At 59.4% G+C, this 24,204-nt stretch carries 24 protein-coding genes; all 24 read left to right on the forward strand.

All coding sequences use genetic code 11. From position 1 onward, the window contains the following. Window positions 1-34 precede the first annotated feature (34 nt). The 24 genes from EO174_RS11770 (at window position 35) to EO174_RS11885 (ending at window position 24,135) form a co-directional block, all read left to right on the forward strand. A complete protein-coding gene (locus EO174_RS11770) occupies window positions 35-1,060 on the forward strand; it encodes a hypothetical protein (protein ID WP_005989598.1) in 1,026 nt (341 codons plus the stop codon). Between the two features lie 137 nt (window positions 1,061-1,197). Next, window positions 1,198-1,992 carry a hypothetical protein gene (locus tag EO174_RS11775; protein WP_005989600.1) on the forward strand — a complete coding sequence of 265 codons (795 nt, stop codon included), beginning with the start codon at window positions 1,198-1,200 and terminating at the stop codon, window positions 1,990-1,992. A 29-nt stretch (window positions 1,993-2,021) separates the two neighbouring features. After that, window positions 2,022-3,005, forward strand: coding sequence for a M48 family metallopeptidase (locus EO174_RS11780; RefSeq protein ID WP_005989603.1), 984 nt, complete (start codon window positions 2,022-2,024; stop codon window positions 3,003-3,005). Between the two features lie 558 nt (window positions 3,006-3,563). Beyond that, entirely contained in the window at window positions 3,564-4,715 is a 1,152-nt protein-coding gene (locus EO174_RS11785; RefSeq protein ID WP_005989608.1) for a hypothetical protein, read from the forward strand. Window positions 4,716-5,345: 630 nt separating this feature from the next. After that, window positions 5,346-8,492, forward strand: a complete 3,147-nt coding sequence (locus EO174_RS11790; protein ID WP_126941432.1) for an SNF2-related protein — start codon at window positions 5,346-5,348, stop codon at window positions 8,490-8,492. 431 nt (window positions 8,493-8,923) lie between these two features. After that, the gene (locus tag EO174_RS11800; protein ID WP_125459560.1) at window positions 8,924-9,334 is read left to right on the forward strand and encodes a hypothetical protein; all 411 of its coding nucleotides are present in this window, start codon (window positions 8,924-8,926) and stop codon (window positions 9,332-9,334) included. Continuing rightward, entirely contained in the window at window positions 9,331-9,747 is a 417-nt protein-coding gene (locus EO174_RS11805) for a hypothetical protein (protein WP_005989617.1), read from the forward strand. Before EO174_RS11800 ends, EO174_RS11805 begins: the two co-directional genes overlap by 4 nt. A 121-nt stretch (window positions 9,748-9,868) precedes the next feature. Beyond that, window positions 9,869-10,993 (forward strand): DNA polymerase III subunit beta, encoded by a 1,125-nt coding sequence (locus EO174_RS11810; RefSeq protein ID WP_005989619.1) that lies wholly within the window; start codon window positions 9,869-9,871, stop codon window positions 10,991-10,993. 323 nt (window positions 10,994-11,316) lie between these two features. Then, window positions 11,317-13,077: a PRTRC system ParB family protein gene (locus EO174_RS11815; RefSeq protein WP_005989621.1), complete on the forward strand. Its 1,761-nt coding sequence runs from the start codon at window positions 11,317-11,319 to the stop codon at window positions 13,075-13,077. Between the two features lie 74 nt (window positions 13,078-13,151). Continuing rightward, on the forward strand, window positions 13,152-13,694 hold the full coding sequence (locus EO174_RS11820; protein ID WP_005989624.1) for a PRTRC system protein E: 543 nt from the start codon (window positions 13,152-13,154) through the stop codon (window positions 13,692-13,694). A gap of 11 nt (window positions 13,695-13,705) precedes the next feature. Then, the gene (locus EO174_RS11825; protein ID WP_005989626.1) at window positions 13,706-14,101 is read left to right on the forward strand and encodes a PRTRC system protein C; all 396 of its coding nucleotides are present in this window, start codon (window positions 13,706-13,708) and stop codon (window positions 14,099-14,101) included. Window positions 14,102-14,106: 5 nt separating this feature from the next. After that, on the forward strand, window positions 14,107-15,351 hold the full coding sequence (locus EO174_RS11830; protein ID WP_005989628.1) for a hypothetical protein: 1,245 nt from the start codon (window positions 14,107-14,109) through the stop codon (window positions 15,349-15,351). Further along, complete coding sequence (locus EO174_RS11835; protein WP_005989630.1) at window positions 15,335-16,135, forward strand: PRTRC system protein B; 801 nt, start codon at window positions 15,335-15,337, stop codon at window positions 16,133-16,135. The genes EO174_RS11830 and EO174_RS11835 overlap by 17 nt, the downstream gene beginning before the upstream one ends. After that, window positions 16,128-16,763 (forward strand): PRTRC system protein A, encoded by a 636-nt coding sequence (locus EO174_RS11840; RefSeq protein WP_005989632.1) that lies wholly within the window; start codon window positions 16,128-16,130, stop codon window positions 16,761-16,763. Before EO174_RS11835 ends, EO174_RS11840 begins: the two co-directional genes overlap by 8 nt. Then, entirely contained in the window at window positions 16,760-17,530 is a 771-nt protein-coding gene (locus EO174_RS11845; protein WP_005989634.1) for a PRTRC system ThiF family protein, read from the forward strand. The genes EO174_RS11840 and EO174_RS11845 overlap by 4 nt, the downstream gene beginning before the upstream one ends. 355 nt (window positions 17,531-17,885) lie before the next feature. Further along, on the forward strand, window positions 17,886-18,494 hold the full coding sequence (ssb, locus tag EO174_RS11850; protein ID WP_005989636.1) for a single-stranded DNA-binding protein: 609 nt from the start codon (window positions 17,886-17,888) through the stop codon (window positions 18,492-18,494). A 238-nt stretch (window positions 18,495-18,732) separates the two neighbouring features. Then, window positions 18,733-19,014 (forward strand): hypothetical protein, encoded by a 282-nt coding sequence (locus EO174_RS11855; RefSeq protein ID WP_005989638.1) that lies wholly within the window; start codon window positions 18,733-18,735, stop codon window positions 19,012-19,014. A 132-nt stretch (window positions 19,015-19,146) separates the two neighbouring features. Then, window positions 19,147-19,455 (forward strand): hypothetical protein, encoded by a 309-nt coding sequence (locus EO174_RS11860; protein ID WP_005989639.1) that lies wholly within the window; start codon window positions 19,147-19,149, stop codon window positions 19,453-19,455. A gap of 92 nt (window positions 19,456-19,547) precedes the next feature. Continuing rightward, window positions 19,548-19,688, forward strand: coding sequence for a hypothetical protein (locus tag EO174_RS22945; protein WP_005989641.1), 141 nt, complete (start codon window positions 19,548-19,550; stop codon window positions 19,686-19,688). Continuing rightward, window positions 19,685-19,939 carry a hypothetical protein gene (locus EO174_RS11865; protein WP_005989643.1) on the forward strand — a complete coding sequence of 85 codons (255 nt, stop codon included), beginning with the start codon at window positions 19,685-19,687 and terminating at the stop codon, window positions 19,937-19,939. The genes EO174_RS22945 and EO174_RS11865 overlap by 4 nt, the downstream gene beginning before the upstream one ends. A 9-nt stretch (window positions 19,940-19,948) precedes the next feature. Beyond that, window positions 19,949-20,236 carry a hypothetical protein gene (locus EO174_RS11870; protein ID WP_031424565.1) on the forward strand — a complete coding sequence of 96 codons (288 nt, stop codon included), beginning with the start codon at window positions 19,949-19,951 and terminating at the stop codon, window positions 20,234-20,236. Between the two features lie 83 nt (window positions 20,237-20,319). Continuing rightward, window positions 20,320-20,760 carry a hypothetical protein gene (locus EO174_RS11875; protein ID WP_005989647.1) on the forward strand — a complete coding sequence of 147 codons (441 nt, stop codon included), beginning with the start codon at window positions 20,320-20,322 and terminating at the stop codon, window positions 20,758-20,760. 56 nt (window positions 20,761-20,816) lie between these two features. Beyond that, complete coding sequence (locus EO174_RS11880) at window positions 20,817-22,784, forward strand: helicase-related protein (protein ID WP_005989649.1); 1,968 nt, start codon at window positions 20,817-20,819, stop codon at window positions 22,782-22,784. 100 nt (window positions 22,785-22,884) lie between these two features. Then, a complete protein-coding gene (locus EO174_RS11885; protein ID WP_005989651.1) occupies window positions 22,885-24,135 on the forward strand; it encodes a tetratricopeptide repeat protein in 1,251 nt (416 codons plus the stop codon). Window positions 24,136-24,204 lie beyond the last annotated feature (69 nt).

Consider the following 24,204-nt stretch of genomic DNA (forward strand, 5'->3'; position numbering starts at 1 on the left):
GGCCGCTCAGGCTTAGACAGTACAAAGAAGACAAATGAGCGCAGACAACACGCTGGACCAGGCCGAGCCCACCACCGCGATTCACGACCCAGGGCAAGCCTGGTTCTTGGCCCGCTACCAGGTGCTGCGCGACATTGCCCACGATGTCACCTTGCTGGGGCAGGGGGCGGCGGCCCGCGGCAAAACCCCTACCGAAATGGCTGATCGCATTGTGGCTGTCTTGGGGGACTTGGCCCAACGAGAATGGGAGGGCTATGCCCACCACGTGGGCCGGCGGAGCGCGTCGCTCACCGACAGTCTCTTGCAGGCCACCCCGCCGATCAGGGTCTATATGCATCCTTATCCGGCGGAGGACGTGGACCTGCCGACCGCGGCCTGGGAGGCCGTGCCAGTCGAGGTGAGCGGCACGCTGTACTGGAAGGGAGATGGCAAGGACGAAGGGTTCTCGATTCCTCCGCTCATGCCCCTGTCCCCTGCGCCGGAGGCCGGCGAGGATGTGGTGGTGATCGAGCTTGTTGACCGCCGGCATATCGCCACGGCCATGATGAATGAGCTGATGGCCAGGTTTGCCAAGACCGCGCTGGACGTTATGGCACCCTGCGATCCTGCCGGCGCCTGGCGCCGGCTGCGGGTACTGAGCCAGTTCTACCGCGAAGAGTTTGTGTTAGCACGTAAGGCTCTATCCGCCGACGAACTGCAGCAGTGGGACAAGTCTGCATTGGACGAAATCTCGCTTGCTGACGCCGCCAGGATCATTGGAGAGCGAGCGTTCACCGCGCTGGCCATCCGCGTACTGTCGCTCGGCGCACTGACGTCCGCACTGACCAAGTGGATCCTTGCGATGGACGGCCGCCGCCCGGACCCGGGCACCCCAAGCCCGCAGTCCGTGGTGCTGGACAACGTATTGGTGTGGTCGAAGAGCTATGAGAAGGCATTGGCGTCCTTCAATGACGCCATTCTTCTTGAGCGCAGCTTGTTACCCAGTTCGTGGGACATCGAAGTGATACAGCGGCCTTTTCCTGGCCAGCTCCCGATCGCGGTGGCCACTCGCAAGCGCTAGTGATGCCATCAACTTGACGTTGGACGTCGATCAAGTCGGACAGTGGATTCGAGAGAGTTGCAAGAAGTACGCGCCTGATAGGGGATGCGCTGCAGATTTGCATACTGAGTTCATTCAACGAACTCAGTTGCACACGCATGAACGCTGTTGCCTTCGATCAATCCTGTAACGACATTGCATCTGCTCTGGAATCTCTCAGGGATGAGGCGGTCGCGTTTGCTGACCGCCTACATGTCATCCAGGGCCGTTGGACTCTGCAGCAATTCGATCCACTCAGGTTTTTTGAGAAGGCTGCCAAAGAATCCTATGACCGGCTCCATGACGCGTTCCTCGAAAATCGTACGCGGTTCGGTATACGCCCCAGTCTTGATGACTGTGACGTCAAACGCGGCTTTATCGAAAGCCTCGCCTGTCGCTGGGATGCGGATCTTCCCAGTGTGGACATCAAGGCTGCAGTACATCGCGCTATTGACGGCCTGAACGTATTGCTGCCGGTCGAGGATGCCGAGAACGAAGCCAACCGCCAGCTTGCCACTCGCTTCGTCAGCGAGTTCCTCATCGACCGCAAGGAAGTTGTCCATCGCTCAGGTGCCGTGGTGCTGGACTATCGCCCGACCATTGACAGCAGCGACAAGAAGTTCAGCAAGTGCAACAACTACAACTATTTCACCGTCGCATGGCTCCGCAAAAAGATATCAGTACTGCAAGAAGTTGTGGTCCATTTCAACCACAACACCGCGAAGAGCCAGCCCACAGCCATTCCCAGTTATGACGACCTGCAGCAGCAGACGCGTGCAATTTCTCGGAGCCCAAGCATCATTTCCGTCTGTGGATTCCAGCTGAGGGTGATGGTGTCGAAGTACGAGTTCCATTTCTCACCCGAGTTCGCCGAGTACCTCAGCGAGTTCATTTCCCTCAACACCGGCCGATAACCGCTTCCGAACTTTCAAGGACCTGACGAATGAACCGCATCACACTTTTTGCCGTCTCTGCCGCTTTCTCGCTGACTTCCTTGACCGCTTCCGGAGCTACGGTGCAGCCCCGCGAGGAAATCAGCCGCTGGGGCCAGATCAGTAGTGCCGCGTGGCCGCTCGCGCAAGCCAATGTGGAGCTTTGCGGCCAGACGACCGGACCGGCGCTGGGTTTCACGCAGGTTGGGTCAATGGAAAACCGCCCGATGATCTTCGGAGTGGGAGAAGGGTCCCCGGCCGCTGCCTCTGGTCTGAAAGACTTCGATGAGCTGGTCGCCTTCAACGGCAAGGCACTCCAGACCCGGAAACTCGAGCAGGTTACCGAGCGATTCGACGAGGTGTTCGCGGATGAGGCCGAGGTCGGCCAGCCGCTGCAGGTCACTTACCTGCGTGACGGCGCAGAGGCCACCGTGGAAGTCACCCCGGTCAACGCGTGCAAGTTCAACGTGATGTATATCCCGAAGCCGATTCCCACCACCACGCAGGGCACTGCGCTGCTGCTGGGCAACGCCATCGACAGCTATGCCAGCAGTCCGCTGGAGATCCGCACCTACGTCAGCCGCTACTTGGCTCGCGTGATCCTCGACCATCAGGGTCAGAACCAAAAGCAGGGCCGCAAGTTAGACCTGCTCTCGGGCGCGGCGGGCCTGCTGACGGGTCATCAGGCACCGGTTACGGGCAATGCGTTTGCCCGTTTCCGCAACGGCGAATCCCAGGATCTGGAGCAGGACTACCTAAGCGTCTATCTGCTGGCGCGTGCAGGCGATGACGTGAGTGGCGTGCCGCTTTTCTGGGAGGGCGTCTTCGCCAACATGACGGGAAACCGCTTCATCGGCCGGGCGCTCGGTCAGTCGCAGGCTTCGCCAGAGCGCCTGCAGGAGCTGACGGCAGCTCGCGATGAAGTGCTGGCGAAGGTGCAGGCCGGACAGGAGTTGAAGCCGGAGGGCCTCCGAGCAGGGCAGAAGGAAGGCTGAGTACCGGAAGCCCTCGAAGAGTTCAGACGGGCGGCCTGTTCATACGGGCCGCCCGTTGCGTTTCAGGGGTAGGGCGGCGAGGCCCCGGCGGCGCCCCGACGCAGGTTCACGACACTCCATAGGTGTAGTGAGCGGACATGGCAGGCTGGTTTGATCAAACAAGAGCCAACCATGCGCAGCGACACCGGTGCGGTTCCCTCCCATCCGACGCCTAACCAGGCCCTCGCACAGGCAGCGAACGCACTATGGGCGCCGCATGCTGACCGGGCCTACATGGATTGCAAGCCCATCTGAGCAACATTTTGGCCGCCCAAGAGGTATGCCGCCGGCCGCCCGGCACCTTCTCAGGCGATTCGCTGCACAGGAGCGCCAGCTGCGAGGTAGCGATGGGTACACGCGCTAAAGAGTGTAAAAGCGGTTTTCAGGAGGGCGGTTAAAGTTAAATTAACGTATGAGGCTACTCTAAAGTGTAAAGTACACGCTAGGGCGGCTTTAACACCCTAAAGCGTGGCCTATGGTTAATTTAACGTGTCGACATAACGAGCGAGGTAATCCCTAATGGATCAACATTTTCCCCGTCCTGAGTTCGCAGCTGAGCTGACTCAGCAGCTTTTAGGGCAGAGCATGTTTGCTACTGACACCCTGTTCCTGGGAGCACCGCGGCGCACTGGCAAAAGTACGTTCCTGCAAGAAGACCTCACCCCAGCGCTGGAGCAAAAAGGCGCGCTGGTGCTGTACGTCGACCTGTGGAAGAAACAGGATGCCGATCCGGTAGATCTGATTTCCTTCACGATTGCCAACGCCTTGGCACAGCAGCAGGGGAAGATCGCCAAAGTAGCTAAAGCAGCAGGACTGACTAAGGTTTCCATCCACGGGGTGGAGTTCAGCCTCGATGCCGTGGGCAAGGATCCTGGAGCAAGTGTGGCCGATGCATTGCAGGAGTTGCAGAAGCGAGCCGGCAAGCCGGTGGTATTCATCGTCGACGAAGCACAGCACGTCATCAAGTACGAAGGCGGCATGACCCTCATGTTTGGGCTCAAGTCTGCAAGGGACACGATCAACAGGCCTGGTGCACGGAACCTAATCCTTGTGATGTCGGGATCCGACAGAGACAAGCTGTTGCGACTAGTGCACGGCAACGCGACACCATTCTTCGGCTCAGATATCACGACGCTTCCGCTATTGGACAAGGCGTTCACCGACTTCTACGCCGGCCTGCTGGCGGTAGAGAAGCCGGAATTGCAGCCGGACAACGAGCGCTTCTACAAGGCGTTCGTGAAGTTCCACCATAGGCCCGAGCCATTCCTCAAGAAATTCAACACGCTCACCGGCATCCTGGGACCGAAAACCAAAAAGGATCTGCACGACCAGTTCGACAAGCTGGCGGATGAGTATGAAGAAGAGCAGTTCGCACTGTACGAAACCGCGTACCTTGGGTTGACCAAGTTGCAGCGTGCGGTGCTAACGCGCGTTCTGTCACACGGAAGGACGGGAAAGCTCTTCGATGTAAAAGCGCTGGAGGAATACACCAAGGCGCAAGGTAAGCAAGTGCTGGCGGGCGCTGCGCGAAATGCCATCGAAAGGCTGCGCGAGATCGATCCGCCACTGATATGGAAATCCGCACGCGGAGACTATGCACCTGTGGACAGTGGTATGCGTACTTGGTACGAAATGCTCGTCAGAAATGGAGAGTGGCCACCGCAGGACTGAGGACGACAAATGCTGCTGCTAGGACATGAATCGATAGAGGATGTGCGTACGTCGGCACTAGAGCTGCAGCGGATGGGGCCGGCCGCTCGACGCCTATTGTCCGAGTGCATCGAGCATCAGGGATGCACACGCATCGCCATCTCGAAGACGGCCCAAGCGCTCGAGGACTTGGGCTTCGTCTTTATCCGGGAAAGTGGGTTTCTGTCAGTGGAGAAAGTCCACATCAGGCCAAGTCTCGCGGGTGAAGAAGCACTAGCGTACTTTGAAGACGAGCTGGCTAAGTTGGGCTAGGGGCGGTCTGCAAAACTCGCCCTTCGCACAGTGTGAGCCCAAGCATTTGAGCCGGGGATCTCGACACGCGTTGAGCGCCAGCGCGTCTGATCAGCCGGCTATCCTGCAGAATCTTGGCCCGCAGTGGGATCAGAGTGCTCTCAACAGCCGGTGTGTGAGTTGTGTTCCAGGAGGACCACCTTCATTCGTCCTCCCGATCCAGTCCGTCATGACATCGACTGCATCGCGGAAGGTCCTTGCTCAATCTTTCGTTCCCCCAGCGCGTGGAGCTTTTAGGTCGAAGGACGCAGGAAGTCTGCGCCCGCATCCGGCATCAATCCAGCACCCCAGGATAACGGCATGGAAACCAATGCCGCTACCTCTCCCTGCTGGTTCGACAGCCTTCGCAACATCAAGTCGTTAGGCGAAACCAAAGAACGCCCAGGATCGCTTGGTGGTCTCGCTGCAGCCCGTCGCGAGTGCTTGGCGCAGTACTTTACTCCGGATGATGTAGCGGCCCTGATGTGGCGCATCCTCATTCCAGAGATGGACAGCATTCGCCAGCGCACTGGCTGCAAGGTCAGCGTGATCGACAACTCCATCGGCAAGGGATCCCTGATTCAGTTTGCCCGCGCAGACCAACACAAGGTCGCAGGATTCGACATCCATGGCGAAAGCTTGGAAGCACTGGGCAAAGCGCTAGAAGCGGCCGGGATCGAGCACGACCTTCTATGCGCCGACATGACAGATGTACGGCCTAAGCGATACGACATTGCTTTGGCCAATCCACCGTTCTCAGTGCACCTTCAGAGCGTCCACATGATGGACTACGCCTGCACGTCATACGGTCGCTTCGGACCCAATACCTCAGCCATGTCGCATCCCTATGCGCTGGCGCAGGCTCTGGAAGCAGCAGAGATCGGAGTGGTGCTATTGCCAACCACCTACGCTCACCATGCATGGAATCAGCACGAATCAAGTGCTCGATTTCATGCGCTTGTTGACTTACCGGCTCGCACCTTCATTGACCAGGGTACCGCGATAGAGGTCAGCTTGATCGTCTTTGGCGCCCCAATGGATCAGTTGCCAGTCCAGGTGGTGATGTCGGACCTTGCAGATGTCCTCCCGGATCTCAACCTGGGCTCGGGTTGGCGAAAAGAGCGCCGCGGACCCAAGCAACTGGCCTTGCGCCGAAGTGAAGGCGCAGTCCAGTGCATCCACCTGCCGGTGACTGGCGACAAGGCCGTGCGCGTGTTCCGCGCTGGCCGGAACATACGCCTGGGTTTCAGCTGCGGGCTGATACAAGCAAAGGTGATGAATGGTCTGCTTCGTGGCCCTGTAACGCGCTCGGAGCAGCACCGATACCCGCGCGGCGTGAACTATCTGGGGGAGGGCGCACTGATCATCGGCGCCTACCTATTGCAGGATGACCCGGTGGCCGCGCTGCAAGCAACCGTCACCCGGATTGCTGACCTGGGCGGAAGCCCGGATGTGGATCCCGGCTTGCTGGGTTACATGCGTCGTATGGCTCGCCGTGTGCGGATCGATCGCACGCCTTTACGGCACGTTGTTCGCTCGGATGCGGTCTGCACGTCGGTTGGCATTGTTCAGGCCACGGCAAAAGCTAATGTCATCGTCAACCCGAAAGTATGGGTCGGCCCAGTTATTCGGCGAGGCGATTCAGTGTCTCTCCATTGGGACGGCTACAAGTACACCTTCCTTACGGAAGACGGTCAGCATTCACTGGTGATGGAGCCGGCGGAGTGCGCCAAGAAGTTCGACATTGAAACTGCCGTGGCCGACTCGGGCTGGACCGACGCCCATCCCGGTCGGCTTACGACATTCCCCGCTCTTGCGCGTTGCCGCGAAGCCCGGTTCCAGGGGGTAGGTCTCGACGCCGTGGGACTTTGGGATTTCCAGCGCGAGGATGCGATGGAGATCACCACCAGCCGCGGCGGCGTGTTCGCCGGCGAGATGGGTTGCGGCAAGAGCTACATCAGTGCGGCCGTCGCGATGATGGGCGGCCTTAGGAATGCGGTGGTCGTGGAGCCACACCTGATTGAGGAATACACCGATCAGCTCAAGGCAGCTGCCATTGATGAATCGTTGTGGCAGGTAATCGAAACGGAGGCAGACGCACGCAGGCTCAAGGTGCTCAACATTGTCAGCTACAACACTCTCCGTAAACAGCTTCCCGGTCGCAAGCGGACGTTCTCCCACTTGCTGCGCCGACGATTCAATACCGTTGCTTGTGACGAAGGTCACGCACTGAAGGCCGAAGAAAGTCTGCGCACTCAGGCGGTCTGGCAGCTCTCGCCCAAGCGTCGATATGTCTTCACTGGAACACCTATTCCAAATCTGGTGCAGGATCTGCTGGGCTTGGTCGGATGGGCAGTTGGCAACAACAACGCAGTCAATCCATACGGTCGCCGTGGTCTATACATCGAGCCGCGCTTGCTCACGTCCATGGACTATTGCGAACGCGCCGTCGATCGCTTCAGCGAACAGCATTGCGTGTTTGAGTGGGTTACCGCTGAGTGGATCGACGGCCTGACCAGTGGCGGCAAAAGGCAAGTGCCGAAGATCAACAACATCCAACGGCTGCGTGAGTGGCTTGCGCCGGTGCTTAAGCGGCGCATAGTGGCCGAGCCGGATGTTTCCAAATACTTTAAGGCGCCGGTCTGTACTAGCAGCATCACAACGCTGGATTGGGATCACGACCACCTTGCGTATTTCTTGACCGTGGCCGATGAGTTCAGCGAGCGCTACCGGCGGATGAAAGCTGATGCCGAGCAGGGTAGAAGCAGTCTCAATATGGTTGCGCTGTTGGCCCGCATCAGCGCAGTACTCAAGGCCGGCAACCAGCCCAGCTACAAGAACGAATACTTCGGCAGCTACATGCCGATGACCAGCAAAGAGCGATACCTGATCGAGAGGGCGAGCAATCTAGCTGCTGCGGGTCGCAAGATTTTGCTGTATGTCGATGGTCCGGAGATGAGCGAGCGGATTGCAGCAGAACTGAACCACCGTGGTGTCCACGCGGTACCATTCCACGGCAAAAGTAGTATCAAGTCCCGGACTCGCAGGATGAATTCGGAGTTCCGCTACGGCCCAGCATCGGTCCTTGTTGCCAGTTACGGGACAGGGCAGACGGGACTGAATCTGTACCAAGCCAACTACGTCCTCCTCGCTGTTCGTGCTTGGAATTCGAAGACAGAGCGACAGGCGATTGCGCGAACATTGCGCCCCCAGCAGACCAGCGAGGTACACGTAGAGTTCGTACATCTTGGCGGATCGCTGGATGAGTATCAGGCGCAGGTCTGCCAATGGAAGCAAGTTTCAGAGTTCGAAGCCATCGATCTTCTTGAGCCGGAAGAAGTCCTCGATGACTACAAGCACCTCGACCGGATCATCAATGAGTTCGTGGAAAGGCTTGCTGCGCGCCAAGGAATACAGGGCCGCGACTACCGCCAAGCAACTAAGGCAGAGATCAGACATGCGGCATAGCGAAAACTACGACGTGATGGTCAACGAACAGACAGTGGTCTTGCGTCGACAGGGCAGCTCAATCCCATCGGTCGCGAATATCCTCGGCTCGGAAGTGGACAAGGAAGGGGTAAGGACTATTTGGCTAGATCGCCTTGTACATCGCGGCGCAGTCGTCAGTCTCAATGACAATTGGGTGGCCAGTGGCGCAATCTCGACAGTGCTGACCTGTTGCGCCCAATGACCCCCTAAACCCGCTTTCCCAAGCCGCGATGGGCGGTGCAGCCTATACGTACCGAGTTTCCACGGTACTGACCAACTTGAACAGCGCGCCCACCACAGAACTAAACTGCCGCCTCTGGCGCCACCAGGCCATCCTGCAATGGATCATCGGACCCTGCACCTATGTGCTGCGAGCAGGTCACTTACACGGGTACTCACGCGAGCAGGGCTTGACGGGGTTGTACGTACTGGACGGCCACAACGGCAATCTGTTCTTCGAGCCTATGGAGTCCAAAGAGGATCTGGTCGAAGCAGGCCGCCTGATGGCGCTGAAGCAGAGGCTGTTTGAGCGTCAGGTCAAGCTAGCTTGCCTACGCGAGAATTCCTGGACCTTGGAGGATGGCTACTTCCACATCGGAGCAGCCGTGGAAAGGCTCGTTGTTGGCCTGGCCCCGACCGTGGAGATCTTCGACCTGACCAGGATGCGAGTAGCCGTGCCCCTCTCGCGCGTACAGAGCGCGGCTAAGTTCGTTGCGCACCCCGAGCTGCCATGCATTGCCTTGTCGCAGCGTCTGCACACCACTGAGTGCGAGCCGCGTCAGTGGGACATGCTTGCCGAAGCATCGCGGAAGGTCGGATGAACGAACTGCTTGTCGCCTTGGTCCACGGCGGAAACTGGACTGCCCGGGAGCGACGCATCGGCCGATGGGTACGCCACATCCTACTGGTACTGCTGACTGTTTCTGCGCTGGCATGGAATCACCACTGGCAACAACTGGGAGCACAGAATCTGGTGTGGACGAACTGGGTCAACGCGCAGTGCAAGACGGGGCTTCGCGAAGTCTGCATGTCGTATGTGGACTTTGCCCGGCCTTCCGGTATGCCCTCCCAAAAGTTCTGGTCCGCGCATCCAGACCTGGCAGCAACGGCTGAATGTGTCGAGCGCATGGGGTGGCTAACCCTGAGCGTGGGCAGGCAGGACTACACCGGGTTGCTTGAGAAGTGCGTGGCTCCGCCAACAAAGCAGCAAGAAGTGCGCACGCCGCACTCGTAGGTCTGATCGACGGCAGAGTGAGGACACCAGCCAGCGCTGTCCTCTCTCCATCGCTGGTCACGAACAGGAACTCCTGTGCCGCCGGATGGACGTACCCGGCCAACCCACCAGGAGTGATCCCATGCACATCACCACCACCCGTGAAGACCTCCTCGCGGCGATTGCACCCCTCATGTCGGTAGCTCAGCGCAGAACGAAGTCCCGTAACGGACACGCGAACCTGACAATCCGTGCTGGTGAAGGCACACAGATCCACTTCAATACATCAGACGAAAACTCGGACATCTGCACCGCCTCGACTGCCACTATTCGTGAGCGTGGGGAAATTGGTGTCTCTGCCAAGCGACTGAGCGACATCATGCGAAGCTTCGCATCCGGTTCTCTGGTCGAAATGCAACGCAAGGGCAACTTCCTCAACATCAAACTTGACGGAAGCCGGTTCTCCATCAACTGCGACGGCCCGCTCGCACCGGTGACACGCCAAGCCGCCAAGACAGGCCAAACGACTGGCAAGTTCGACCTTGCCGCCGATGAGTTCAAGTACCTTCTTGATGCTGCTTGTTCAGGCGTCGCGGGTCTCGGTAGCGATTCCAAGCTTCCGCAAGGCGTGCTGTTCCACCTGACCGGGGACCGCCTGCGACTCGTAGGCACTGACGGCGGACGCATGGCCGTCGCCAGCACCAGCATCAATACTCTGCAAGCAGAAAAGCTGGTGCTTGGACACAATTCGGTGGCTGACATCCGCACTTTGCTTTCCAAAGCAAGAAGCGATGAGCAGATCGGCTTCAGCTGGGGCAGCGGTATGGCACACATCAAGACTACTTACGCCGATCTCCATGTGGGTGTCTTGGCCAACACCTACGTCGATTACGAGCGCATCATGGCAGCCAACACGGTCAACCCGTTTCATGTCGGACTGGCGGACCTGCGCGAAATTCTGACGCGCACCCTCATTCTCAGTACGGCGGTAACTGTCAAGCTCACCGGCCGAACATTGAGCTTCATCACCGCAGACCAGGCCAGCAGGAGCCAGGGGCAGGAGAGCATCGAGAGCATTGAGCTACCAGCTGACGCGCGTCGCGTTAATGACTTCGCCATCAGCGTCAACGCCCAGTATCTTCTGGATGCGCTCAACGCCGTGCGCGGTGAATCTGTGCATCTTTCGGTAAGCAAGCCAGATACCCCTTTGATCGTATTGGCAAACGGAGGCGATGCAAGGGTCTACGTTATGCCGGTCCGCATTTAACCGGGAGAGTAAGACTCACCCGCGAGTGCTCTGCGCGCTCCTTCGCAAGTGCGGCTATAGCTGCGAATGAGCGAATCGGTCCAGAGCAGCACCTCTCAGCCGATCAGAGCTGCCGCGAAGTGAGTGTCGCCTGTGCCAGCCGTGTTAGGACAGCGGGACAATTCTCACCTCCCGTCCAGGGCGCGATACCGAACTATCGTGCAAGGTCGGCAGTGCGCGGGGTGGTCATAGCAATCGGTATGCGAATGCAGGAACTGTCCACCCCTAAGTACCTGCCGTCCCGAGAGCGATTCTTGTGGAATCCCTGACGACTGGACAACCGAATGAGTGAGCACCTCGGAAATGCGACCTACACCACTTCACTTCCCGTGAGCACAGTGCGCGTCCGTTCCGGCCACAACCCGCGCCGCCGATTCAACCAGGAGGAGCACGACGGCCTGTGCCAGACGCTGCGCGAGGAAGGGCTGCTGCATCCCATTGCTGTGCGTAAGCTGGGCGGGGAGGAGTTTGAGATCATCGCTGGCGAGCGCCGATGGCGTGCTGCCAAGGATATCGGCTGGGCAAGCATCGACGCCAAGGTGTTCATTTGCTCAGAGCAGCAGGCTCGGCGTATGGCTCGCATCGAGAACCTGAAGCGGGTGAATCTGAGCGTTCCGGAAGAAGCCTATCTGGCACAGGACCAGCTCGACGACTGCGAAGGCGACTATGAGCAGACGGCGCGCGTGCTCGGCTGGACCGTCGCGAAACTCCGCCATCGAATGCAGCTACTCCACGCATCGAAGGCGGTCATGGATGCGCTGATGGACAGGGCTATCCAGGTCGGCCATGCCGAGCTTCTGAGCACGCTCCCCACAGAGAAGCAAGACGACGTTCTCGGCAAGGTTATCGAGCACAGGGCGTCTGTCGCGCAGCTGCGCGAGCAGCTGCAGGGCGTATCGATTGCGTTGGCACAGGCCAAGTTCGATCTGGAAGGCTGCCGGGATTGCCCGCACAACTCCAGCCAGCAGAGCAGCTTGTTCGCTGAACACATCGAAGCGGCACGCTGCACCAACTCTGGCTGCTTCTCGACCAAGACGGTTGCGTGGGTGAATGGGCGACGCCAGGAGCTTAAAGACGGTTATGCGGTGGTGGAACTGCGTACCGAAGTCATCCCGGGTAAGACAATCCCGCTAGTGATGCAGGGGGACTACGGCGTAGGAAAGGCCCAGTACGATCAGTGCCGTGGCTGCGCCTTCAGGACATGCGTTCTAGACAATACGGTGGGTAAGACTACCGGCAACGTCGAGGGTCCTCTGTGCGGGAACGCCACATGCAACACGGAAAAGGTGGCTGCGTACAAGGCGGCATCGGCTCCCACTCCGAAGGCAGCAGCCCCGCTGGTCGAACCGGCGAAAGGGCAGCAGCAAGCCGTGCAGGGCTTGAGCAAGAGGTCTGCGTCCACTGGCGACCAGGCAAACGGCTCAGTACAGCAGGCGCCATCTCAGCCGATTGCCATTCCGAAGGCGGCTAAATTGGCCTACCAAGCCGTTGTGCGGCGCGGCGCGGCGCACATCGTGCCCACCGAGCCGCGCGTGCTGCTGGCGCTTGCCGCTTACGGGCTGTTCCAGCTGGGTCGGTCGAACTCTGGCCTGACCGATAGCGTCCTGCCGCCCAAGGTGCGGGCTATGACCGGCAGCAGCGAGCGCATTGGCCGCCTGCTTCTGATGGATAAGGGTGACTTGCAATCTCTTCTGGTAAATATGGCCTCGCAGTTCCTCACGGAGAACCCGGAGAACTACGTGCGCGATGTCGATCGGAGCCGTATCAACCGGGTGATCGTGAACACCTTCGAGGTGGACATGGCTCAGCACGTGACTGTGAACAAAGAGTTCCTCGCGTGCCACACGATCCCCGCCATCCACCTTGTGCTAGATGAAAGTGGTTTCGCCACATGGCACAAGGCGCAACCGGAAGGCGAGAAGAAGCACAAGGCTTTGCTCGCATTGGACAAGAAGAAGCTTATCGAGGGTGTGCTCAAGGCCGGATTTGATTTTAGTGGCTACGTACCCTCTGGCGTCCGTACCGATCTGGTGGCGAAAGTCTGAGTGCAAGACTCTCGCACCCGCATGCGTCTATGCGGGGCCACGGCATGCTGACAACACATCCACGGAGACTCCCAATGTCCTTCATCGCCAATGTCCTGCCGCTGCTAAAGCATGGCTCCTCGTTGTCGTTGACCCTGAAAGAGGTCGGCGGCCAAATCCAGATTCTCATCGAGCCGCAGCTGGCTAAGCTGGACCCGGACACCACTGACGAAGTTGTCGCTACGTTGCAGGCGGCGCTGGTGCATCCGGTGCGCGTCCTTGCCGAGCGTGATGCCACAGACGCCACCCTACTCGAAATCTTGACTAAGCTCGCGCCGTCCTATTCGACCCTGGGCGACCAGTTGGCCGAACATCAGCAGCGAATCGAGGACGCCGCAGCTGCCGCTCGTGCAAAAGCCGCTGAAAAGGCCGCAGCCAAGCCGGCCGGCAAGGCGACTCCCTCCAAAGCGACGAACAAAGCCGCCACACCTGCAACGTCTGCCAGCGCCAGTAACACCGACGACAGCGGTGGCGACGATGATGCCAACGGAGACGACGCGGGAGATAGCCCGGTTGCCACGCCAAGCGAAGCTCCGGCGGCCCCGTCGCCCTCCACCGCCAGCTTTGAACTGTTCTGAGGAACCAAGCCATGACCACAACTGCATCGACCCTGGAACGTCGCTTCCGCTTTGGCGTCACCACCCTCGCGGACCCCGACCCGTCCCTCCCGCCGCTGGAAGCGCTGCGACTGCACGTCAAGTCCTATGCCTTCCTGCAATCAGCTGGCCTTGGCGAGCCAGTGGTGGAAGGTGATTTGCTCATCTATCCGGTCCAGAAGCCGACCGTCCAGACCAAAGGCGGGAGTAGAAAGGCCGCGCCCCAGGTTCGGGCTTCGCTGGATGAGATCCTGGCATGGGGCAGTGAAACGGCCACGGTGGATATGGACCAGCCCGCACGCTGGAACGCTATCGCGGCGATGACTCAGCAGTGCGCCACGGCCAAGACCAATCCCCTGATCGACTCTCTCCTCATCCCGATGGCGTAACACGCATGCAATCGCTCCCGCTGCTTACCAAGCGCCACGCGCGACATCCGATTCAGCCCACCAGCCAGCTGCGTGCGATGGCCGCAAAGCGCCTGGGCGAGGCCGTGCGACGCGGCAAGGTGACGCCCAAGCAGGCGAAGGATGCGATGAGGGCTGGCGAGGCTGGTGTTGCCTCTGCGTTGCTCCCGCACCTGTACCAGTGCCAGATGGATGGCGCGATCCCCGCGCCGCCAATCGGCAATGCAACCCACCTCTCGGCCGAGAACCTGGCCAACCTGTCCCCTCTGGTGAAGGAGATGCAAGCAGCGGGGCATATCAAAGACGCCGACCTTACTGGTGCGAGCCAGAGAAATGCGGGAGAAACGATACTCAAGCTCGTGATGCTGGGCATCGACAGGGTTGCCGAGGCGGCGACCGCAAAGATGCCTCCAACGCACAACAACTACAGCCCGTTCCACGTGTCGCCGCTGGCACTGGCCAAGACTCTCTGCGGTCGTGACGGCGAGAGCTGGGAGATCACTGCGAACACGGGTAAGGTCATCGTATCTAACGCTGATTCCCCATTCGTGATGTTCGCTGACCCTGAGTCGAGAGACGAAATGTCGGCCCTGTGCTGCGTGATTCGCGGGATTAATGAGCGCAGCGGAAATTGGTTCGTTGTTCCTCCAGATGATGCCCTTTCCATCATTGACGTGATGCTGGACGAAGTTCTGCGCGACGTGCGGGTCCATGTGCCGCTGGGTCCGGTATCGACGGACATGCCGAGCAACGTTCTTGATGCCGTGATGGAGTATTACGGCGTGTCGGAGGATGACGGTGAAGCATTGGACGACGCGATTGAGCGCCTAAACGGGGATCTGCGCCACTACGTCGTGGCCGATCAGTGGAAGATTGGCGACGGGAATCTTGAGAAGTGGCTTGCATCGCCTTCCGGCCCGAACGCCAAGCTGATCCTGAGGCTCTACGACCTGTATTCCGGGCTGGTACAGGGCAAGCGCGCCGATGAGCGAGAGGTGGTCGATGGCGAGTACTTCACCTGTGACCTATTTGTCGTCCCGATAGGCTTCTGGAATAACTTTAACGACACGATCCAGCAATACGGGGCTGAATACTGCCCGTCAGAGATTCTGAGCATCGCGCGTTCGGCAAGAACCAAGCGCCCCCATCTCGCCGCATTGGAGCTTGCTGTAATGGCTACATCGGTCGCAACGGCCATGGCGCGGATCTTCATAGATGAGTCACCTGATTGACACCCCGGATGCAGAATCCCTGAAGAACTACATGAAGCAGAACAGCGTGGCGCCCACCCATGCGATTCTGTTCTATCAACGACGGGGAAGGCTGGTTCTAACCACCGCTCATACAGTCGATAGCCACCGAGGAACTCCGCGAATTGGGCCAGGCCGACCCATGACGCCTGAGCAAGAGGCCAGTATCGTTGCTTTGCTGATGGGCCGCGAAGCCGATGACGGTAGCAGCAGGGTGCGCGTGATGCCTCAGAACGTTCTGCATACCGACGGCGCAAGCACGACTTGGCTGCAACCCTCCGTGGTAGAGCCGATGGTGCTTCGCACCGGAAGCGATGTAAGGACGGTGCTGGCTCGTTGGCCCACGTTGGTGTTCCATGCGCGCAACCGTCAGCTCTATGTGGTGGCGCTGAGGGATGACCAGTGGCCGAGCGATGACAGCTTGGTCTTCCACTGCCCGACCGGCAACGTGTGGGCCAAGACCATGGTTTGCACCGGAACGGCGGTTTTGCCGATGGGCTGCACACCCAGTGAAATTCCGGCATGGAAGGCATCCTTCTTCGAGAGCGCATTCACCCATAGCAACCACGGCAAGACAATCACCGTGCCCAAGCCAAAGGGCACGGGTAAGAGTAAGGGGCATCAAGCAAACCCCGACCCGATGACGTACTGGGCCGAGCGTGATGGCGTAATGGACGCCTTCCCGAGCGAGCACCTGACCCCATTGAAGATGACTCTCTCCGAATGGATGAGCAGCCTGATTCACGGGGAGAGCGTTGATGATTGAACTGGCAACCGACACGGCGACGCAGCAGCAGCTGGCCATCATGCTGGCGTGCCCGTTGGTATGCGTGCCACCGGGCGAAACGATGACCCTGCTATCTGAGCCGGGGCGGCGTTGGGTCGTAGCGAGCAACGGCACCTACCTGGAACACCGCTCCCTTGCCTTGCATGTCTGCTTCCGGGTATCGAAGCTCGACACGACCTTCGGCACCGCTCGCCAGTTCATCACCGCAATCAATGGGCCGGTGCCACGTGAACTACTGCGCAAGTGCTTCGACTTGGCTGTGCAAGCAGGCAGAAACGAAACCGCAGCGCTGATTCATTGGAACCCTACTGACAGACAGTACGAGCTGAGGCAGCCGGTGATCGAAAGCGCGAGCGAAGCCCACGTCACGTACCGGGACGAGTCGCAAGACGACCTTCTGGTGTACGACTTTCACTCGCACGGTTCTCACCCCGCGTTCTTCTCCGCGACGGACGATGCCTCGGATATGTCCCGTATGGGCCCGTACATCGCTATGGTGGCAGGCAAGTGCGACAGCATTGATTCGCTGGAAACCTGTGCTCGCATGTGCATGTCGCCTTATCTGTTGAACTTGCAGGACTTCTTCAAGCACGGCGAACTGCCATGAACAAGCTGCAAATCCCGGCCTCTTGGCTCGATGACCCGATCCGCACCTTTGTATACGGCGCCGGCGGGACAGGCTCCCAGGTCATCGACCAGCTTGCCTCCCTGGATTCCTGCATGAAGCAGCTGGGCCATCCCGGCTTCAAGGTCACAGTGTTCGACCCGGACCGGGTGAGTCGGTCCAATATCGGCCGCCAGCGCTTCACGCACGCCGACGTTGGCAACTACAAGGCGCTGGTGCTGACCCACCGCATCAACGCCTTCTACGGCTTTGACTGGGGCTATAGGACGGAGAAGGGGCCGACACGCCCTGGTGGCGTCGATCTGGTCATATCTTGCACTGACCTGGCCATGTTCCGCGCGGCCTTCTCCAAGGACAACGCGGCCTCGACCACAAATGCGCTGTGGCTGGATTTCGGCAATGGCAATGCGGAAGCCCAGTGCGTCCTGGGACACCTCTCGCGCAAGGTCGCTAACCGGATTCCTAACGTCGTTGACCTGTACCCCGAACTGTCGCAGATGCAGCGAGTGGATGCGGAGCAGCCGTCCTGCTCGGCAGATGAGGCGCTGCGCAGACAGCCTTGGCCTATCAATCGCGAAATTGCGATGAAGGGCGTCGGGATGCTCTGGTCCCTGCTGCGGGACGGGGAACTTGACTACCACGGAGTCCAGATGCGGATGAAGCCGCTCTCGCTCAACACCATGCCCATTGATCCTGAGACGTGGGCCTTCTACGGATACGCGCCCAAGAGGACGCGACGAGCAGCGTGATGTGGCTGCAAGGTCAGTATGGCCGGCGTCCCATCTCGACGAGGGAATGACCCTCCAACCTGTCTTGCGCGGTAACGCATGCAAAAGGACCATCGTCCGACGCGGTCTATCCAGCGATAGACGCCAAGCACCGCCTCAATCGGTAACTCGTTACGCAAGAAGTTTGAAGCTGCAAGTGTAGGCATTGAAATGCTGCAACATGGATTTAAGAGGAGCGAACGTAATCGTCACCTCGACCCCCGCAGGCAGCCGCCGTGGGCTCTGCGGGTTACATCACGGCTATAGGAACGGCAAATAGGCCAGTAGCCGAACGTCGTATATCAGGGTGAAAGCCCATCAAAGCGAGTGAACAGAAATGGCCCGCGGAATCAACAAAGTCATCCTCGTCGGAAATCTCGGCAACGATCCCGACACCAAGTACACCCAGGCCGGCATGGCGATCACCCGCATCAGCCTGGCCACCACCAGCATGCGCAAGGATCGCGATGGCAACAACCAGGAGCGCACCGAGTGGCACCGCGTGGTGTTCTTCGGCAAGTTGGGCGAGATCGCCGGCGAATACCTGCGCAAAGGCTCGCAGGTGTACGTCGAGGGCGAGTTACGCTACGACAAGTACACCGGTCAGGATGGCGTGGAGAAGTACACCACGGACATCGTGTGTGATGAGATGCAGATGCTCGGCGGCAAGGACCGTGATAGCGGTGGACAGCAGCATGGCAATCAACGCCAGCAGGGTAATGGCAATCAACAGCAGCGTCGGGGGAATGCCAGCAATCAGCACCAGCACGAAAATGGCGGTCAGCGCGGCAACGGCAACGGCAACGGCGGTGGCGGTGGCGGTGGCGGTGGCGGTGGCTATGGTCCGCGTCAGGGACGCTCCAACCATCAGCCAATGAACCAGAACGAACACAGCGACATGCTGGATGATGAAATCCCGTTCCTGGTTTTGGACTCCATGTTCTGATTTCATCAGTGCACGGGCGCCCAAACGGACGCCCGTCACCGAGGAAACATATAAAGTTGTTTTCTTCAAATTGATTGCTGATCCACGTTGACAGGCGTCTCGCGCCCCGCGAACATAGCTCGTAATACCAGGCAATGCCTGCTACGAGGTCTGTGCGCCTCCAACAATGCACCATCCACGTTTATTTCCCACTCGGGGTTCCCCCGATTGGGCGAACCCATATCACCGGAGTTCGCTCATGTTCCCTTCCGAACTGGAAGAAGGTCCTCAAGACCTGCCGTCGTTATTGAAGAATCTTGCTTTCCAGTTGGTACTGGATGGAGAGGTCTCGCAGGTCGCCCATCTACGTCGTGACCAGTGCATTCGTGCTGGTGCAACGGAAGAACTGTGCTCCCGCATCTGGAAAAGTGCCCTGTCATTTTCCCAGGCATACGTGAGCCCCAAGTTCTTTGAAATCTCCCGCCGCTTCCATTTCGCCAAATGTTCGGCGTCGAAGATCGTTGCGGGAATGATCGACTAAAACCGCACTTCAACAACATCCCGGCCGGGTGCCGTGTCACCCGTATGGGAGACATGTGTCCGCCCGGCTCTCTGCCGGATTGTGCCACCGACAGAGCAACCTACTTGCTCGGCACAGCACAGGAATCAACGCATGTCCAACTCTGATCAAACCCCGGTTGCAGCCAAGTCAATTCCTTTCTTCGGGACGATGCACCGCGTCGGCAGTACCGTCTTCACCACCAGCCTTAACTTGGCAGTGCGTAACTGCAATCAGGGCTATCAGATTGTCTTGATTGCCAAGCGCATCGACAGTAGTGGCAAGGAAACGACCATCGAGCTTCCGTCTCCGCACATTGCCGCAACCGCCGCCGAGGCCCGCATGATCGTCGCCGATACGCTCGCCCCATTCGTGGAGCGTTTGATGGTCGGTGAACGCACCAAGCACGAATCGGTCCACTAGCAGGCAAATAGCCGTCGCGAGCGCTGGTTCAACTACCCACCAGGGGAGCATTCCCTGCAGGGGTGCTCCATTTTCCAATAGAGAGCACACCCATGTATCCCATCATCGTGTCAGCAGGAGTGGTTGCAGTAGCGTCCGATTCGGACAGCGAGCTTGAACCGGGATCGATTGCCGATGACCCCGCCTTCAACGATCCGTTTCGCACCGAACCTGATAGGGAGCTTTGGCCATGAACAGCCTCGTTGCCCTGGTTTCATCTCGCAACGGCGGCATCGACATCGTCTTGTTCAATAAAGAGCGCGAGCGAACCCTTAGCGTCACTCATGGCACCGGACTGACCGTCACGGACGCCCTGTGCGATGCGCTGGCTCAGCACACCGCCTTCTTCATCGACGAAGACGTCGAACTTGCCCTTTGTGTGGCTGCACTTCGCAACTCTGAGGTGCAGCTATCTATCCGGAACGGAACCATCCACGCGCATTAAAGGATGCACATGAACCCACTTAACATCCGTGTCGCACATGCAAAGGCAGAGATTGCGATCTTGGCCGGCCGCGATGAGGGCCTCGACGCTCTTTGGGAAACCTTGGAGGATGCGTTCGCCCTCGGAAAGCAGCAGTACCATGCCGGTGAAGAGAGCATGCCCCTGCTGTTCGTGGGCGCCCAGGATCTCCAAGATCGCTGGGTGTCCGGCCAGGACTTCGCGTTCGAGCTCGAACAGATGGAAAACTGCGAGCTCTGCAAGGCAGCACGTGGCGACCCATGTGAGATCCATGGTTGACTCAACCCAAAGGCCCCCGATTCTCGGGGGCCTTTTTTTTGCGTCACGTTTTACAATGGATCTGTCTAGTCAATGGAGCATCTATGTACCCTAAACACGTCGATGTCAGCACGCTAGACTCTGATGACTTGGTGGAGCTTAGAGACGGGCGCAAGATTTACATCGTTCCTGACGACGACATGGACAGGGTTGACGTGTTTGACGTGCAGGGGGCTCCAATCGGAGCGTTCCATTTCGCAATGATCCAAGATGCTGACGATTCATACTGGCACCACTTGACCTGGCAGTATCTCGATGCGCAGGATGGCTATCGTCGGTGTGGGATCGGCCAGAAGGTGCTGGAGATCGCAATAGAGCTCTGGGATACCAGGATCACGGCCGGGGAGAGCGATGGAAACAAGAGCAGTCTGGGTGATCACCTTCAGGGCGACGGCGTGCCCTTCGTGGCTAGAATGCGGGAGAAGGGGTTGATCGCCAGGTCAAGTTACGACCCCGCACCGGAAGCGAAGTGGGATGAGGACTGAAGTGCAGAATTCCTGCGCCACCAACACCCACGCGTGATGATGGCTAAGTTGTAGGGATGGCATCCTCTAAATCCAACAATGTCTTCTTACGCGTCGGCCAGCTGGCCACGCTAGGCGTGGAAGACCGTTGGCAGACGGCCATATACCTCCCTGAGTCCATAGACGACCTGCGGACTCAGCACAGTTCAGCGCCCGCGTTGAGCACGGAAGCGTTCGAACCGATCGTGCTTAGGCTGGTATCTGCACCATCCGTTACCAACCGCCCGTTCCTGATGGTCAAGGCGACTGTTGAGGACCGCGAGCGCGGCCAGTACCAGGCCCAGTTCAGCGGTGACCTGCAGGCATGGATGGATAGCCTGAAGCAAGGCTTGGTGATTTGTGCCATGGCCAAGGCTCGTTGGTGGAATGAGACCCTGACCGTGCTGGTGAAGGAGAGGATCGAGAAGGAGTGGTACGGAAAACTTCGCCCCAACTACAAGGGCCGTCCGAAAGGCTTGACGGGCTCGGATCTTCGCCGGCTGATTCAGCAGTACCTCGAGGAAGGCATCCCGGACGCGTGCGAGCGCTTGGTCGAGCACTTGGCTCCGCTGGGGAAGATCGATGAGTTGCTCGAAGAGGTCGGATGCCCGGGCTGGAACCTGCGGTCGCTCTTTCTGCAAGCACACCGCCCACACACTCCTGAATACTGGGAACACAGCATCTCTGCGTTGACGCGACTGGACGCGCTCGCCGGATTGCATCGGGCCAAGGCCGGAGGGCCTAAACCTATTTCCAATCCTTTCCATATTTCCACAGTCGAGAAGCGACTGCGTTCCGCCGGAATCTCGCTTACTGACGACCAGACCAACGCACTCGCTGTGTACCGAGCAGCGTTGGCTAGGAAGAGGCCTGCGCGGGTCATGAGCCTGGGTGACGTTGGCACAGGCAAGAGTTTGTGCATCTACATGGTGGCCGCCGGTATCGCCGATCAGGGCGGACGCTCCATGTGTCTCTTTCCCAACTCGCAGCTGGCCGTGCAGATGATGGAGGACTTCAAGCATTGGGCGCCCGATCTCGAAATGAGCTTGGTAACTAGTGACAGCGACGCTTCGGTAAACCTCGAGGCCCCGATCCTGATCGGCACAACGGCGTTGCTCACCCGCAAGCTTCCCAAGGTGGATGCGGTTCTCGTGGACGAGCAGCACCGTTTCAGCCGTGAGCAGCGCGAGAAGAAGGTCGGGCGACACACGCACCTGTTCGAGTTCACGGCCACCTGCATTCCCCGCACGGAGGCGCTGGTCCGCATTGGTCTGTACGAGACCGTCGAGTTGCGACAGACCTTTGCCCCGAAAACCATCTACACGCACCTGCACATCGGGCGAGAGGGCCGGCGCGACCTGTTCAACATGCTTTTGGATGACTTGAAGAACGGGGGGCGTGTGCTGGTGGTCTATCCCCGCAAGAATCTGGATGACGTTGAGGCCGTCGAGGGGATGGAGTCCCGCATGGAAACCAACCCGATGCATACGGTCGAAGGCGCGCTTCCCGGCTGGCAGGCCAAGTTCGGAGATCAGGTCGCATCGATCACCTCCGACAACACGACCGAGGAAAAAGTGGCCACGCTGGACGCATTTGCGGATGGCCGCATCAACGTTCTGGTCACCACGACCGTCGTGGAGGTGGGGCTGAACCTGCCCGGCCTCTACCGAATCGTCATCGTGGACCCGACCCGATACGGCCTGGCCACCCTGCACCAGCTGCGCGGGCGCGTCGCCCGCAAAGGCGGGGAGGGGCACTGCGAGCTGCTGTGCGACGACAAGCTCAAGGCCGAGCAACAGGACCGGCTGGATTTTTTCTGTGCGACCACGGACGGGTTTAAGATTGCCGCCCGCGACCTGGAGCTGCGTGGCGCTGGTGATTTGGGCAGCGGCAGCGATCGCCAGTCCGGCGCCGACTTCGTGTTCCTGATCGGGCGCAAACTCAGTATGGCGGACTTCAGTCTGGTCCTGCCGATCTACACGCGGCGGATACCCGAAGCTGCCTGAAGGAGCCGAAAAAGGGGGGCATTCCGCATGCTCATCCGCGGGTTCGTTACATCGCAGGCCCACTACAGTCCACCACGTCCCCAAACCGTGGCTCGACTCCTTGAAACTGCGAATCCTCTCCCTGGCGGTGATCGCCTCCTTGGGCGCCGGCTCTGCGCTGGCTGCCGACCACACCCATCGAACCGAGGATGCCGCAGATCCGGACCTCGAGCGACTTGAAGTATCAGCGAAGGCCGGCAATGCGGTTGCCGCGTCCAGGCTGGCCGCCCTCTACCAGCAATCGGGCGACCGTCAGCTGCAGGCCAGGGCGCTGGAGGTGCTGTCGTCTTGCGACGCTCAGATGCACCCAATTTGCCGGGTAGACCTCGGCTTGGCCTACGGGCGACAGGCGCTCCTAGATGACCTGGACGAAGATCGCCGCCAGCAGCTGGCTCGCCAGTCCATCTTTCGGATTACCCATGCAGCGCACATGGGCAATGCCGATGCCGTGCAGCTGCTGACGGACTTCGCCAACGCCGGCCTGGGCGGGCGCCGTACGGCAGCAATCTCCGCGGCGCAAGCCTCGCCTGAGGCAGGTCCCACTGCGGTGGAAGATCACCGCCACACCCTAGAAGTGCCCGCGATTAGGCGTCCGAAGACGACGAGGGCCGCTTTTTCAGAATATCGCAAGGACGGCATCTTCCTTGCAGCTGAACCTCGACCGCTACTGAACCCGCTCATCCGCCCATTGGAGTTCACGGCACGGTCTGCACAGCCTATGCCCGTACTCGTTGCATCCGTTGGCAAAGTGCCGGTGGTGCCCGCGTCGCCGGCGCCGCTGGAGCTGCAAGGCCTCCAGGGTGAGCTAGACCAAGCGATGGAGCAGCTGCAGGTGGCTCGTATGCAATTGGAGGAATCCAACAGGACCATCACGGCGCTGCGCGAGCAGATGCTGGCCACGCAGGCGCCTGCTTCGGCATTTGTCGATGCAGCCGCCCTGAATCGCAAGGCGCTGGATGCCGCCATGAGCGGCGACTACGAGACTGCAATTCCGATGTTCCGCAAGGCCTCCGAGCTCAACCATGCGGGGGCGATCAACAATCTCGCAGCGATGTTCGTCAACGGAACTGGCGTTGCAAGGGACATGCAGCAGGCCGTCAATCTCTTTGAACGGGCGGCTCAGCTAGGCAATGCCGAAGCCGCCGAGAATGCCGCTCGGATCTACAATTACGGCATCGGCCGGGGCAAGGATCCAAGCAGGGCACGTACCTGGTACCGGAAGGCCATTGAGCTCGGCTCCGTGCGCGCCGCGCAAGAGCTGGCGGACATGGAGCGCAACATCGAAGCCGACGTCTACTTCAAGCCCGTCTAGTGCCAAGCATGCTTCCCCCAAATCGGTTTTTGGTCGCCGGCTGAGCGTGGTTAACTGATTTCAAGGGCA

This window comes from Xanthomonas sp. BRIP62418 (genome assembly GCF_003993495.1).
Taxonomy (GTDB): domain Bacteria; phylum Pseudomonadota; class Gammaproteobacteria; order Xanthomonadales; family Xanthomonadaceae; genus Xanthomonas; species Xanthomonas euroxanthea.